This is a genomic window from Paenibacillus sp. FSL R10-2771, assembly GCF_038000205.1.
GTDB classification, from domain to species: Bacteria; Bacillota; Bacilli; order Paenibacillales; family Paenibacillaceae; genus Paenibacillus_AQ; species Paenibacillus_AQ phytohabitans.
This window is the reverse complement of record NZ_JBBOBM010000001.1, coordinates 4,933,714-4,948,836: the sequence shown is the minus strand read 5'-3', so window position 1 is coordinate 4,948,836 and position 15,123 is coordinate 4,933,714. Positions and strand designations below refer to the sequence as shown.

At 50.4% G+C, this 15,123-nt stretch carries 12 protein-coding genes; 11 read left to right on the top strand and 1 reads right to left on the bottom strand.

Annotated features, from left to right (window positions below):
- Positions 1-29: 29 nt before the first annotated feature.
- The 9 genes from NSU14_RS21240 to NSU14_RS21200 all read left to right on the top strand — a co-directional run bounded on the left by NSU14_RS21240 (position 30) and on the right by NSU14_RS21200 (position 11,605).
- On the top strand, positions 30-1,070 hold the full coding sequence (locus NSU14_RS21240; RefSeq protein ID WP_076242702.1) for a nitroreductase family protein: 1,041 nt from the start codon (positions 30-32) through the stop codon (positions 1,068-1,070).
- Positions 1,071-1,298: 228 nt separating this feature from the next.
- Positions 1,299-2,081, top strand: a complete 783-nt coding sequence (gene sufC / locus NSU14_RS21235; RefSeq protein WP_042135273.1) for a Fe-S cluster assembly ATPase SufC — start codon at positions 1,299-1,301, stop codon at positions 2,079-2,081.
- Between the two features lie 25 nt (positions 2,082-2,106).
- On the top strand, positions 2,107-3,408 hold the full coding sequence (gene sufD / locus NSU14_RS21230) for a Fe-S cluster assembly protein SufD (RefSeq protein ID WP_340947302.1): 1,302 nt from the start codon (positions 2,107-2,109) through the stop codon (positions 3,406-3,408).
- Entirely contained in the window at positions 3,405-4,631 is a 1,227-nt protein-coding gene (locus NSU14_RS21225; RefSeq protein ID WP_340947301.1) for a cysteine desulfurase, read from the top strand. The genes sufD and NSU14_RS21225 overlap by 4 nt, the downstream gene beginning before the upstream one ends.
- On the top strand, positions 4,618-5,055 hold the full coding sequence (sufU, locus tag NSU14_RS21220; protein ID WP_042135279.1) for a Fe-S cluster assembly sulfur transfer protein SufU: 438 nt from the start codon (positions 4,618-4,620) through the stop codon (positions 5,053-5,055). Before NSU14_RS21225 ends, sufU begins: the two co-directional genes overlap by 14 nt.
- Positions 5,056-5,074: 19 nt before the next feature.
- Entirely contained in the window at positions 5,075-6,472 is a 1,398-nt protein-coding gene (gene sufB, locus NSU14_RS21215) for a Fe-S cluster assembly protein SufB (RefSeq protein ID WP_042135281.1), read from the top strand.
- Positions 6,473-6,657: 185 nt separating this feature from the next.
- Positions 6,658-7,206 (top strand): dihydrofolate reductase family protein, encoded by a 549-nt coding sequence (locus tag NSU14_RS21210; protein WP_076242705.1) that lies wholly within the window; start codon positions 6,658-6,660, stop codon positions 7,204-7,206.
- Between the two features lie 764 nt (positions 7,207-7,970).
- Positions 7,971-9,740 carry an ABC transporter ATP-binding protein gene (locus NSU14_RS21205; protein WP_039300219.1) on the top strand — a complete coding sequence of 590 codons (1,770 nt, stop codon included), beginning with the start codon at positions 7,971-7,973 and terminating at the stop codon, positions 9,738-9,740.
- Entirely contained in the window at positions 9,737-11,605 is a 1,869-nt protein-coding gene (locus NSU14_RS21200) for an ABC transporter ATP-binding protein (RefSeq protein ID WP_081969908.1), read from the top strand. Before NSU14_RS21205 ends, NSU14_RS21200 begins: the two co-directional genes overlap by 4 nt.
- Before the next feature lie 73 nt (positions 11,606-11,678).
- On the opposite strand, the gene NSU14_RS21195 is transcribed toward NSU14_RS21200, so the two are convergent.
- On the bottom strand, positions 11,679-11,927 hold the full coding sequence (locus NSU14_RS21195) for a DUF7667 family protein (protein WP_039300213.1): 249 nt from the start codon (positions 11,925-11,927) through the stop codon (positions 11,679-11,681).
- 236 nt (positions 11,928-12,163) lie between these two features.
- Between NSU14_RS21195 and licT the strand changes: the two genes are divergently transcribed.
- Together licT and NSU14_RS21185 are read left to right on the top strand one after the other, a co-directional pair.
- Positions 12,164-13,012, top strand: coding sequence for a BglG family transcription antiterminator LicT (licT, locus tag NSU14_RS21190; RefSeq protein WP_042135285.1), 849 nt, complete (start codon positions 12,164-12,166; stop codon positions 13,010-13,012).
- Between the two features lie 225 nt (positions 13,013-13,237).
- Complete coding sequence (locus tag NSU14_RS21185; RefSeq protein WP_076242706.1) at positions 13,238-15,100, top strand: beta-glucoside-specific PTS transporter subunit IIABC; 1,863 nt, start codon at positions 13,238-13,240, stop codon at positions 15,098-15,100.
- The last annotated feature ends 23 nt before the right edge of the window (positions 15,101-15,123 follow it).

Here is a 15,123-nt window from a genome sequence, read left to right as displayed (position 1 = left end):
ATGTTAACAATTTTCCGGGGAGGATAAGGATGGAGAATGTGTCTCAAGCGATAAGAGAACGGCGGACGATCCGGAAATTCAGCGCAAGGCCGGTCGAACAAGAAGTGATCGTTGCTTTGCTGAATGAGGCGGCAAGCCTGTACGAAGCTGAGGGGACGCCGCATTGGCGCTGTCTTTATTTCGGCACACCGGAGTCACGTGAAGAGCTGGCTGAGAGCATGATTGCCAAGGTGAAGGATAGTCATCTGGGAAAACTCCTTCCTGCCAGGATGACCGGATTTCTAAAAAAACAAATCACTGCTACTCCCGCCCACATCATTTTCATCGCTGAATCCGCCGAAACGCAGCGGCAGTGCGACGAAAATTACGCCGCCGTCTGCAGCATTATGCAGAATGTTCAACTGCTGGGCTGGGAACAAGGGCTAGGAATGCTGTGGTACACGGATTCCATGTTTTGCAGCGGGTCATTTTTTGAGAAAATGGGCTTGAAAGAAGGAGAACGGTTCGCCGGGATGCTGGAAATCGGATACTTTGAGAAGACGCCGAGGGCCCGGAAAAGAACGCCTGCAGAGGAGAGTTGGAGTATAATAGGTGAGGACGACAGATTACATCCGGATCTCAACACTGTTCCTGCGCAAAGCGTCCTGAAACTGCTCAACGAGGCCGTATGGGCGCCTAATGACGGAATGAGAGAACCCTGGCGTTTTATCTATGTAACGGGTGGTCAAGCTGCCCGGAAACTGCGATCCTCTGGAGAGGAAGCTTCAACACCATTCCTTATGGTCGTGGCCACGGAGGAATCGGATCTTCACCGGCAGGAAGAGGATTATGCGGCGGTGTGCTGTCTGATCCAGAACTTTCAGCTGCTGGCCAAGTCCGAGCCATGGAACCTGCGCCGCCTGATTCCGGAATGGATTTATGACACGGAGCAGTGCAGTTCGTTTGGAATTCGCCCCCGGGAACGGATCGTTGCTGTGCTTGAACTGGGGGGAGACAAGAGAGTCTCTAATGCCGTGTCTGCTCCAGTGGTTGTCGAACAGTACAGCAGGGGGAGCGGTCCCGGGCAATAATCACTATTATTAGCTGTAGATACAGGCGACAGAGTAATAAAATTATAAGTCGGTATTTGTAAAAATCGGACCTTTGTAATAAAATTAGTGAGAATCATTGATAATCAACCTGATTCAATTTATAATAATTACAATGTGATATAAAATCTAATTGCTTGTAATCAGGGAAATCCTGTGACAATACAACTTTCTGATTTCGCAAATCGATCAATGGAGGGAATAATAATTATGGCAGCAGATTTTGTCATTGAGGGACTGAAAGCGACGATTGAAGGAAAAGAAATTCTGAAGGGGATCAACCTTCAAATGAAAGGCGGAGAAATTCACGCTATCATGGGACCGAACGGTACTGGTAAAAGTACTTTGGCCTCAGCCCTGATGGGTCATCCGAAGTATGTGGTTACAGAAGGCACAGCTGTGCTTGAAGGTGAAGATCTGCTGGAGATGGCGGTTGATGAACGCGCCCGTGCCGGCCTGTTCCTGGCTATGCAGTATCCGAGCGAGATCAGCGGGGTAACCAATTCCGACTTCCTGCGCAGTGCAATTAATTCCCGTCGTGAAGAGGGCAGTGAGATTTCCCTGATCCGTTTCATCCGGCTGATGGAAGCTAAGATGAAGGAACTGGATATGAATCCTGAATTCCTGCACCGCTACCTGAACGAAGGCTTCTCCGGCGGTGAGAAGAAACGTAATGAAATTCTCCAAATGATGATGCTGGACCCTAAGATCGTCATTCTTGACGAAATCGACTCCGGCCTTGATATTGATGCACTCAAAATTGTTGCCGATGGTGTGAACTCCATGCGCAGTCCGGAACGCGGATTCCTGGTTATCACTCACTATCAGCGTTTGCTTAACTACATCAAACCTGATTATGTACATGTCATGATGCAGGGACGGATTGTGAAATCCGGCGGCCCTGAGCTTGCAGAACGTCTGGAAGCAGAAGGTTATGAATGGGTTAAGGAAGAGCTCGGCATTGAAGATGAAACTGTAGGACAAGAAGCTTAGAAACGCTGGAAGGAGGAAACCACTTATGACGACGCAAACCATTCTTCCCGTGGATGCCCTGAAGCTCAGCGAATTATCGCAGAGCAGCGGCGAACCGGGCTGGCTGAAGGACAGCCGCTTGAAGGCACTGGAGCTTGCCGCTGAGCTTGCCCTGCCGAAGCTGGAGAAGACACGGATTGACCGCTGGAACATTAACAACTACGGAGAGTACAAGGCAAGCCAAACTTTCACATCTCTTGGCGAAGCACCTGCTTCAATTGCCGCTCTGATCAAGGATCAGGAGGAAGGCAGCCTGATCATTCAGCGCAATTCGGGAGCCGTATATGCCCGTCTGGCTCCTGAGCTGGCTGCGCAAGGCGTGATATTCACCGATCTGCAGACAGCAGTCAGAGAGCATGGAGATCTGGTGCAGCGTTATCTGCATAAGGCAGTATTGCCTGAAGAGCATTCCATCGCCGCACTGCATGCAGCGCTGTGGAACGGCGGGGTATTCCTCTATGTTCCGAAGAATGTCATCATCGAGACTCCGCTGCAGGCGGTGCTGTTAACGGATGATGCCGAGGCTGCATTTGTCCCGCATATTCTGATTGTTGCCGATACTAATAGTTCATTAACCTACGTGGATAATTATGTATCAGATAAGTCCGAAGCGGGTCTGCATAACGGGGCTGTTGAGGTATTTGTAGGTGCAGGTGCCACAGTACGCTATGCCACGGTGCATCAGCTTGGGCTAGACACCACGGATGTTACCTACCGCCGTGCGGTAGTGGAGAATGACGGAACGATCGAATGGATCATCGGTGAGATGAACTATGGCGATACCGCCAGCGACACCAAGTCTGTGCTGAAGGGTAACGGCTCAAGCTCGGATGCCAAGGTAATTGCTGTAGGTACCGGTTCGCAGAAGCTGAGCTATACTACGCAGGCCCAGCATTTTGGCAGAAACACTCCGAGTGACATGATTACCCGCGCAGTGATGCGGGATTCGGCCACTTCCATTATTAACGGAATTACGAAGATCGAGAAAGGTGCGACAAGAGCGGACGGACAGCAGACCGAGAAGGTTCTGATGCTGAGTCCCAAAGCACGCGGCGACGCCAACCCGATCCTCCTTATAGATGAAGATGATGTAACTGCAGGCCATGCCGCTTCCGTAGGACAGGTCAATTACGAGCAAGTCTATTACCTGATGTCCCGCGGAATTACGCGGCATGACGCAGAAACACTGATCATATACGGCTTCCTGGCTCCTGTTGTGTCGCAAATTCCACTGGAGGGACTGCGCAATCAGCTCCAATCTCTTGTGGAAAGGAAGTTAGGCCAATGATTAGCAGCGGAGTTCGGGAGCAATTTCCCATTTTAAATCAGAATATTAACGGACACCCGCTGGTGTATCTGGACAGCGCGGCAACTTCACAGAAGCCGCGCCAGGTCATTGAGGCGGTCAAGTCTTATTATGAATGGGATAACGCCAATGTTCACCGCGGGGTGCACACACTGGGCAGCCGGGCAACCGATGCTTACGAAGGCGCCCGCGAGAAGCTGGCTAAGTTCATTAATGCCCGCAGTACCAAAGAAATTATCTTCACACGCGGTACTACAAGCGCACTTAACATTGTAGCTTCCTCTTACGGACCTTCTGTCCTGCAGGAGGGGGATGAGATCGTGATTACCCAGATGGAGCATCACAGTAACTTCATTCCCTGGCAGCAGCTGGCCAAGAAGACAGGGGCAACCCTGAAATTCCTTCCTTTGCAGAAGGATGGTACGGTGACACTGGAGGATGCCGAGAAGACGATTACGGCTCAGACCAAGATCGTAGCTATCGCGTATGTATCCAATGTTATGGGGATTACCCATCCTATCAAAGAGCTTGCAGCAATCGCTCACCGCAACGGCGCCGTAATTGTGGTGGACGGAGCACAGAGCACGCCGCATATGAAGGTGGATGTGCAGGATCTGGATTGTGACTTCTATGCACTGTCCGGTCATAAGATGCTGGCGCCTACCGGAATCGGTGCGCTCTACGGCAAGAAGGCTTTGCTGGAAGCTATGGAGCCTGTCGAATTCGGCGGCGAGATGATTGATGATGTAGGCCTGTTCGAATCGACCTGGAAAGAGCTGCCCTGGAAGTTCGAAGGCGGGACACCGATTATTGCGGGTGCCGTTGGACTGGGAGCAGCGATTGATTTCCTGCAGGAGGTTGGACTGGATAATATTCACCGCCATGAGATGCAGCTTGCGGCGTATGCGGAGGAGCGGCTGTCAGAGATCAGTGATCTGACGATCTACGGCCCACGGAACCGCCAGGTAGGAGTAGTAACCTTCAATCTTGGCGATGTCCATCCGCATGACGTAGCTACGGTGCTGGATGCGGAGGGCATTGCTGTCCGCGCCGGACATCATTGCTGCCAGCCGCTGATGCGCTGGCTGGAGGTCAGCTCTACAGCCCGGGCCAGCTTCTACCTGTATAATACGGAACAGGATGTAGATTCGCTGGTTCAAGGCTTAATCAAGGCAAAGGAGTATTTCGCCTATGAACTTGGATGACTTATATAGACGCGTAATTATGGATCATTACAAAAATCCCCGGAACCGTGGTTCATTCGAAGATGATGCACTCAAGATTGAGCTGAACAACCCTACCTGCGGCGACCGCATTACGCTTCAGCTTAAGGTAGAGGACGGCGTCGTCAAGGACGCCCGTTATAGCGGCGAAGGCTGTTCAATCAGCATGTCGTCGGCTTCGATGATGACGGAAGCGGTCAAAGGTCAGACTGTAGCGCATGCGCTTGAACTGGCGGACAGCTTCTCCTCTCTGATGAAGGGTGAAGAAGCAGATTTCGGAGACTACGAAGATATTGAAGCCCTGTCCGGTGTTAATAAATTTCCGGCGCGGATCAAATGTGCCACACTGGCCTGGAACGCGCTACGCAAAGGCATAGATACGGAAGAAAATCACCCACAACATTAGAAACAAGGAGGCTGACACCATGGCTAAGAAAGCGCCTGATATGGAAGAGTACCAGTATGGATTCCGTGATGAGCACAAATCGATATTTCAGTCTGGTAAAGGACTCACGGAAGAAATTGTCCGGGAAATCTCCGCAATTAAGAATGAACCGGAATGGATGCTTAATTTCCGTCTGAAATCCCTGGAGCAGTTCCGCAAGATGCCGATGCCTAAGTGGGGCGGCAATCTGGACGATCTGGATTTCGAGGACATTCAATATTATGTAAGACCTTCGGAGAAGCAGGGTAAGACGTGGGAAGAAGTGCCTTCCGAGATCAAGGAAACCTTCGATAAGCTGGGTATTCCCGAAGCGGAGCAGAAATTCCTTGCCGGTGTCTCGGCACAGTATGAATCTGAGGTTGTATACCACAGCATGCAGAAGAACCTTGAGGATCAAGGTGTAATCTTCACAGATACGGATTCTGCACTTCGTGATCACCCTGAGCTGTTCAAGAAGTTCTTCGGTACCATCATTCCTCCGGCAGATAACAAGTTCGCCGCACTTAACAGTGCAGTGTGGTCCGGCGGCAGCTTCATCTATGTTCCGAAGGGTGTGAAATGTGAAGTGCCTTTGCAGGCGTACTTCCGTATCAACTCCGAGAACATGGGACAATTCGAGCGGACCCTGATTCTCGCAGATGAAGACAGCTTCGTGCATTATGTTGAGGGCTGTACGGCTCCGATCTATAGCACCAACTCCCTGCATAGTGCAGTCGTTGAAATCCTGTGCATGAAGAATGCGCGTGTGCGTTACACAACCATTCAGAACTGGGCACCGAATATCTACAACCTGGTAACCAAACGTGCGGTTGCTGAAGAGAATGCGACAATGGAATGGGTTGACGGCAACATCGGTTCCAAGCTGACGATGAAATATCCGGCAGTCGTGCTTAAGGGCCGTGGAGCCAAAGGTTCCGTATTGTCCATTGCGGTTGCGGGTAAGAACCAGCATCAGGATGCCGGCGCCAAGATGATTCATCTGGCACCTGATACCACGTCCACGATCGTCTCCAAGTCGATCAGCAAGCACGGCGGCAAGGTGACTTACCGCGGACTCGCTTCCTTCGGCCGTCAGGCAGAAGGCGCGAAATCCAATATCAAATGTGATACGCTTATTCTGGATAACGAGTCCACCTCGGACACGATTCCTTACAATGAGATCATGAATGATAACATTGTGCTTGAGCATGAAGCTACAGTATCCAAGGTCTCTGAAGAGCAGCTGTTCTATCTCCAGAGCCGCGGCCTGACTGAAGCTGAAGCTACGCAAATGATCGTTATGGGCTTCATCGAACCGTTCACCAAAGAGCTGCCGATGGAATACGCGGTAGAGATGAACAGATTGATTAAATTCGAGATGGAAGGCTCCATCGGTTAACAGGAGCTTCGATCTTCGATTATAACCACGCAATATCCAGTACGTGCCCACAGATTCTTGACGCAATATTGTCTAAGATCTGTGGGCATTTTTATGTGGTATGGGGAATTATACAATGTGAAATAATGTAGTGGACACAGGAGCAACCGTGTAAGTTATATCTTTCCGGTCTTAAGGAGGCCCCGATGAGAAAATTGGTCGTATCAGAGTTTATGACGCTGGATGGAGTAATGGAGAATCCGCAGTGGACTTTCGCCTATGGTAGTGAAGAACAGGAGAAATACAAGTTCGGTGAATTGAAGGATGCCGATGCTCTGCTGCTGGGTCGTGTGACGTATGAGGCATTTGCTGCTGCCTGGCCCAATATGCTGGAGCAGACCGGGGAATACGGCGAGATGATGAACGGTTATGCCAAACATGTCGTCTCCACAACGCTCTCCGAAGTCACCTGGAACAATTCAAGTCTCATTAAGGACAACCTGCTGGAGGAGATTAATAAGCTTAAGCAGCAGCCGGGCCGAGATATTTTGGTATTCGGCAGCTGTACGCTGGTCCAGAGCCTGATCAGCCTGGGTCTTGTGGATGAATTCCGCCTGATGGTATTCCCGGTGCTGCTTGGCAGCGGCAAACGGCTATTCGGTGAAGGACTTAAGGAGCAGGGACTGCACTTGACAGATACCCTGAGATTCTCCCCGGGTGTGGTTGTTGCCAGCTACAAGCCGGTTAAGGATTAGGATTAATGTTCAGGCAAATGGCGTAAAGAGATTTTGAATAAGTTTTACTAATAGGGTTAGCGGATAGATTTAGCGAATTAGCGCAAGCACCGGAGCATAGCTGTTATGCTCTGCTGCTTGTGTTTTTTTGTGTGTAGACACGATGATTGTGTGTGTAGTCACGATGAAGTGGACAGAGAAGCGCTTATTTGTTCAAAATGACCCATATTGTCGCTGAAACGGACTGAGATTCCGTTATATTGTATTTTCGCGCCTGAAAGGAGGGGCGCGCGATCAAATAAAGGAATGTGAGTCCGGGTGACAGGCGAATTCCTCCTGATTTGCCCGATTAGCGGAATGTCAGTCCGCCTCAGGCAGGAAGGGGGCCGTTAAAGGCTTACAGCGACGCTTTTGTAATATTAATACATAATATTCCTTTTAACGGACAGCCAAAAAGCAGTTTCGCAGGGTTGAATCTTGCTATATCTTAATTGAGCAGTATTTACGAGGAAATAGGAGGAATTAAAGCTATGGGAGGGCTTTACTACCTGCTTAAGCCTAGTTTTTTCCGAAAAAACAAGGAAAATGCTCATTTCTCCCCTTTGCCGCATTAAATCATGGGTGATAAACTGCTTAAAGTCCCTAAATTGAAAGCGCATAAAAAGGTGGCTTAAGATGTGAGGTTTTGGGACTAAGACCATGCTTACGAAGCGGGTTATACTTCGTAAAGCTAAGACCATGCTTACGAAGTAGCTTTACTTCGTAAAGCTTTAAGGAGGAGAGATATGGATGTTCTCAGGCAACTGCGGGGCTTTTATCGGGAGAAACTGCACTATTTGATTCTGTCGATTATATGTTTGGCGGCCGCAACTGCAGTGGGGCTTATTACCCCCAATTTGTTAAGGAGATTGATTGATGATGTTATTGTTCCCCTAAAGTTTACTGAGGTGCCCGTACTCGCTCTTAGTGTGCTTGCTGTAATTATTGTTAAGGCCTGCCTGCAATTTGCCCATGGCTTCTTCGGTGGACGGCTGGGGAATTTTCTGGCCTACCGGCTGCGCAATGCCTGCTATGAGAAGCTGCAATTCCTGTCCTTCCGTTACTATGATACGGCGAAGACAGGTGACCTGATGTCCCGGCTGACCGGGGATTTGGAAGCGATCCGGATGTTCATCGGCTTCGGATTTGCCCAATTGCTGAATGTGTTTTTCATGGTTTTGTTCGGTTCCATCATGATGTTCACAATCAACTGGCAGCTTACGCTGGTTACTCTGATCACTATGCCGTTCCTGGCTGTAGTTGCACTCAGATTCGAATCCAAGATTCACCCGGCCTTTCAGGAGATGCGTCTGGCGTTAAGCTCCCTGACAACGGCTGTACAGGAGAATGTCACCGGGGTGAGAACAGTCAAATCGTTTGCCAGAGAGGCTTACGAAGTTGAGAAGTTCTCACACCGTAATGAACGTTATAAGGATAATCAGATTTTTGCCGCCGAACTATGGAGTAAATTCTTCCCTGTGATGGAGCTGCTCGCTTCGGTCAGTGTAGCGATATTGCTGGGGGTTGGCGGTACACTGGTCATTAACAAGCATATGTCGCTCGGAGAACTCGTCGCTTTCTTCAGCCTGATCTGGTATATTATCGGCCCGGTATGGGGCCTTGGCTTCCAAATCAACAACTATACCCAGTCCAAGGCATCGGGAGAACGCGTGCTTCAAGTCCTTAATCAGCAGATTGATGTGAAGGATAAAGAGAATGCAAGTGAGCTTGTACCGTCCGAAGTGAAAGGCGAAGTGGATTTCGATCATGTTACTTTTGCTTACGGGAACAAGATGCCGGCAGTCAAGGATATTCACTTCCATGCTGAGCCAGGTGCGGTCATCGGATTCCTGGGAGGAACCGGCTCCGGGAAATCCACCATTACCCAATTGATGATGCGCGCTTATGATGTGAATCAAGGAAGTATCAAGCTCGATGGGGTGGATATCCGTGAATTCCAGGTCCGCAGTCTGCGGGCACAGATCTCGACGGTGTTCCAGGAGACGTTCCTGTTCTCCTCCTCCATCCGCAATAATATCTCCTATGGACTCAAAAATGTCAGCATGGATGAAATCATCCGTGCCGCCGAGCTGGCGAAGGCGCATGAGTTCATTATGGAGATGCCGGAGGGCTATGATACCGTGGTAGGTGAACGCGGGATGGGCCTCTCCGGCGGACAAAAGCAACGGATTGCCATTGCCCGCGCGCTGCTGAAGAACCCGCGGATTCTCATTCTGGATGATGCGACCAGCGCGGTCGACATGGAGACGGAGCATGAGATTCAGGCAGGATTCCAGGAGGTTATGCGCGGACGTACAACCTTGATCATTGCCCACCGGATCTCCTCTCTGCGCCATGCCGACCAGATTATAGTTATGAATGAAGGGAAGATGGTGCAGCAAGGTACGCATAAGGAACTGATTGAGGTTCCGGGACCTTACCAGGATGTATACCGGATTCAATATGCCGATTATTTGGCCAGGGATAATGAACTAGGGGCAGGTGATCCGGCATGAATCTTGAGACATCCAAGCAGACCGCAAGTGCGGCATTAGAGAAGGATAACAGCAAGGCAGAGGAACAGACTTTGGAGGAGCGTTTCGTCTACAAGGATGATGACGTGATTGACAAGGCTTTTGACTGGAAGCAGTTCACCCGCCTGTTCGGCTATATGAAGCCGTATGCCAGGCAGATGCTGCCGCTCGTCGCGGTAATGATGATTCTGGGTACAGTGACGAAGCTGACGGTTCCGTTCCTGACAAGTATGGCAATCGATAAGGCGATTGCTCCCGAGGACGGCAACTCAAGTCTTACGCTGCTATACACGCTGACAGCCAGTGTTATTGTGCTATATCTGATTCAATGGATCGCCGGTGTGTACCGGATTAAGTATACGAATGTGATTGGGCAACGGGTCATTTATGATCTGCGTTCGGATCTGTTCCGCCATATTCAGAAGCTCTCCTTCAACTTCTTCGACAAAAGACCGGCCGGATCAGTACTGGTTCGGGTGACGAATGATATCAACTCGCTGCAGGATTTGTTCACGAACGGGGTCGTCAACCTGATGATCGACTGCGTCCAGCTGGTCGGCATTATGGTCATTCTGCTGCTGATCAACTGGAAGCTGGGACTTGCGGTAATGATTACTGTACCGGTTATGTTCCTGATCTCCACCAAGCTGCGGCAGCGGATCCGGATCGCCTGGCAGGATGTGCGGATGAAGAATTCCCGGATCAACTCCCATCTGAATGAGTCGATTCAGGGGATTCGCGTGACCCAGGCCTACACTCAGGAAGAAGAAAATATGCATTATTTCGATGCCATGAACATGGACAGCCGGAAATCCTGGAACAAGGCTTCGGCAATGAACCAGGCGTTCGGTCCGATTATTGAAGTCACCGGCGGCTTCGGAACGATGATCCTCTTCTGGTTCGGGGCTTATCTGATCCAGTCCGGTGAGCTTACCGTTGGTTTCCTGGTGGCCTTCAGTACGTATGTCAGTAACTTCTGGGACCCGATTAACCGCCTCGGCCAGATGTACAATCAGCTGCTGGTGGCCATGGCTTCCTCGGAGCGGATCTTCGAGTATCTCGATGAGCAGCCTGCGGTTCAGGATAAGCCGGGTGCAACGCCGCTGTCCAAGATTCAGGGAGACATTCACTTTAACAAGGTCGTATTTGAATATGAAAAAGGCCGCGCCGCACTCAAAGGCATTGATCTCGATGTGAAAGCCGGCCAATCGATTGCCCTCGTCGGCCATACCGGCTCCGGTAAAAGCACGATCATCAACCTCATCGGCCGGTTCTATGATATCAAGAGTGGCGATATCACGATCGACGGCAGAGATATCCGTGATGTAACCCTGCAGAGTCTGCGGGAACAGATCGGGATCGTGCTCCAGGATACCTTCATCTTCTCAGGAACGATAAGGGACAATATCCGGTTTGGACGGCTGGATGCTACAAATGAGGAGATTGAAGAAGTTGCCAAGGCAGTGGACGCGCATGACTTCATTATGAAGCTGCCGGGCGGCTATGAGACCGAAGTTGAAGAGCGCGGCAGCGCACTGTCCATGGGCCAGCGCCAGCTGCTGTCCTTCGCCCGGGCGCTGCTCGCCGATCCGCGGATTCTGATTCTGGATGAAGCGACAGCCAGTATCGATACGGAGACGGAGATCAAGATCCAGGAAGCGCTGAAGCTGCTGCTTCAGGGCCGGACCTCCTTCATCGTAGCCCACCGGCTCTCCACCATCCGCCATGCGGATAAGATTGTGGTGCTGGATCATGGCGAGATCAAGGAAGAAGGCAATCACGCCGAGCTTACCGAGCGTGACGGCATTTATAACGGTTTAATTGAAGCGCAGTTCCGCTTCTTATAGCAGAGTGACAGACAGCAGCCCTCCCCGGCACACTTTAATTAGCAGGGAGGGCTGCTGTTATTTTTATAGAAATTCACCCTTGCCGCTTGGCGGCTCTGCCGGTTACCCGGACCTCCAGCATCTGTGCACTGATCTCCTGCTGCCACTGAGAGTCTTTCGTATGTGCCGCCAGCATGGCTTCATTATTCAGCCGGGCCATTTCCCAGCAGTACACCGTGTTGACATGAAGGCAGTGCTGCTGCTCGTCACGTTCCGCTGCGGCCAGCGGCCGCTTCAGACTAAGAGTATACAGCTCCGCAAGGCGCTGATGAACTGCAAGCATAGGTTATCTCCTCCAAATGATCTTTTGCTATCAGCCTAGCCTTGGAGGCCGGGATTCAAACCGGGGAAAATAAAGTTCTTGAAATCGCTTTTTTTTATGCTACAATAACAGTAATACAGGATTGTGACCGGTAACGCGGGCAATGCCTAAGCTGATGCGAGTATCATTTTCTTAATGATATTGGGATCAACTTAGGCTTTTTTTGTACAAACTATATGGCGGGAGGTGAGATAGAGATGATTATCGAGAAGGTACTGAACAACAATGTACTTCTGACCAAGAATCAGAAAGGCAAGGAAGTCATTGTCATGGGCAGAGGGATTTCCTTCAACAAGGTGGCAGGGGATTATGTGGATCCGGCTAAGGTGGACAAGATTTTCCTGCTCAATGAGAACGAATTCACGGCACGGCTGACGGAGCTGCTGAATGATATTCCAGTGGTGCATCTGGAGCTGGCCAATGAGATCGTGATGTATGCGAACGGGGTGCTGGGCACAGAGCTGAGTGATAACCTGTACCTGACGCTGACGGACCACATTCATTTTGCGCTGCAGCGTTTCGATAAGGGAATCATGCTGAAGAACGCGATGCTGTTCGAAATCAAACGCTTTTATAAGAAGGAATATGAGATCGGGCTGGATGCCCTTAAGATTATCGAGCAGGCAACGGGCCTAGCGCTTGGTGAAGATGAAGCCGGTTTTATTGCCTTGCATCTGGTGAATGCCAGAATGGATGGCGGCAATGAGATGAGATCAACCGTCAAGATGACGGAAATCGTGCAGAATATTCTGAATATTGTTACCTATCACTACAAGCTGGTGCTTGATGAGACTTCGCTGAATTACTCGCGGTTCCTGACGCATCTGCAGTATTTCTCCATGCGGATCCTGAAGAAGGAGACCAATAACAGCGGCGAGGAGTTTCTGTATAACCAGGTGAGGCAGACTTATGTCAAGGCCTTCGAATGTGCAAGCAAGATCAATGAGTATCTGGAGAAATCCCATGGCCAGAGCTTAAGCAAGGATGAATATGTCTATCTGACCATTCACATCCAGCGGGTGACGGACCGTAACAGTCTGGAATAACACATTCCCTAAGCGAACCCTCTAACTTCATATTTTCCATCTTACAGGGTGTAACTGGTAATGCAGGCAAAACCTGAACTGATGGCAAAACTAGCGTTTTTTGACGCCCTTTTGCCCTGAGTTCAGGTTTTTCTTGTTTGCAGGGGGGGATAATAGAACTTGCTGGCACAACCCGCCTCTGCAGCGATGTTTAATCAATCGAGAAATATAAAGGAGCATACCCAAGTGAGCAATAAAGACTTATCCAAACAGATTATTACACTCGTTGGCGGAGAAGGTAATGTGAATTCCGTATTCCATTGTGCAACGCGCCTGAGATTCAAATTGAAGGATAACAGCAAGGCCAATAAAGCAGCGCTTGAAAAAACGCCGGGAGTCATTACCGTGGTGGAGAACAGCGGCCAGTTCCAGGTCGTCATCGGCAATAATGTCAGCCAGGTGTTTGAACAGATTATGAAGGAAACCTCTTTGCAGGATGCAGAGAAAAGCGGTAATGACGACAGCTCCGAAAGTACCAGTGTACTCGGCAAAGCGGTTGATATTATTTCAAGCATCTTCTCTCCGATTCTCGGGGCGCTCGCCGGCGCAGGGATTCTCAAGGGCCTGCTGGCTCTGATTCTCTCGCTGGAATGGATCAGCGGTACCAGCGGTACGTATCTGATTCTCAATGCAGCGTCGGACAGCGTGTTCTACTTCCTGCCTGTGTTCCTGGCAGTTACAGCGGCGCGTAAATTCAAAGCCAATCAATTTGTCTCCATAGCTGTAGCCGGGGCGCTGATATACCCTTCGGTAATTGCTGCTGTGGGTTCGCCGGACCCGCTGAACTTCCTGGGGATCAAGATTGTGCTGATTAACTATTCCTCCAGTGTAATTCCGATCATTCTGGCGGTATGGGTACAATCCTATGTGGAGAAATGGTTCCGTTCGTTCATTCATGAATCGGTCCGAAATATTCTGGTTCCCATGTTCGCGCTCCTAATTGTAATTCCGCTTACGTTCCTGGCCTTCGGACCTGTAGGCTCACTGATCAGTGACGGTTTGGCTTCCGGTTATACCTGGTTGTACAATCTTAGTCCTTTGGTTGCCGGAGCTATTGCCGGGGCATTCTGGCAGGTATTCGTGATCTTCGGCGTGCATTGGGGCTTTGTGCCGATCATGCTCAGCAACATTGCTACGCTGGGGTATGATACGATGCTGCCAATACTCTGCGCAGCAGTTCTGTCTCAGGCCGGTGCAGTATTCGGCGTATTCCTGAAATCCAGGAACCCGCAGCTCAAAGCTCTGGCCGGTTCTTCCACACTGGCAGCCATCTTCGGGATTACTGAACCGACAATCTACGGGGTTACCCTGAAGCTCAAGAAACCGTTCATCTATGCCTGTATCTCCGGTGCGATCGGCGGGGCGATTATTGCACAAGGCGGCGCAAGAGCACTGTCCTTCTCCTTGCCGGGACTGCTGGCCTTGCCGACTTATTTCGGAACCGGATTCATCTGGGTAATCATCGGCATACTTGTAGCCTTCGTACTCGCTGCTATTCTGGTATTTGTGCTTGGGTTTGATGACCCGGCAGCCGATACAGCAGCTTCTGTTAACTCAAGCGGACCGGTTAACCCAACTACGCCAACTATGATTGACAAAGAAATGGTGGTAAGTCCTCTGGCAGGAGCGCTGCAGCCGCTCGAAAGTCTGCCCGATGAAGCTTTTGCTTCCGGCGCAATGGGTAAAGGCATTGTCATCGAGCCGTCCTCCGGAAAGCTGACTTCCCCGGTGAACGGAACGGTAACCACGGTATTCCCGACAGGGCATGCGATTGGCATTACTTCGGATGGCGGCGCAGAGCTGTTGATCCATGTAGGAGTCAACACGGTGAAGTTGAAAGGGAAACATTTTGACAAAAAGGTACAAGAGGGAGATAAGGTCGTGCAGGGTCAGCTATTACTGGAATTTGACCTGGAAGCTATCCGTGCGGCAGGCTTTGTAACAGCGACTCCGGTCATTGTCACCAACTCGGCAGAATACCTCGATGTTCTGAAGAATACCGGAAGCGAAGTAACAAACGGCGAAGCTTTGCTAACCCTAATACACTAGAGCCCGTGCTCCAATGAGCAGGT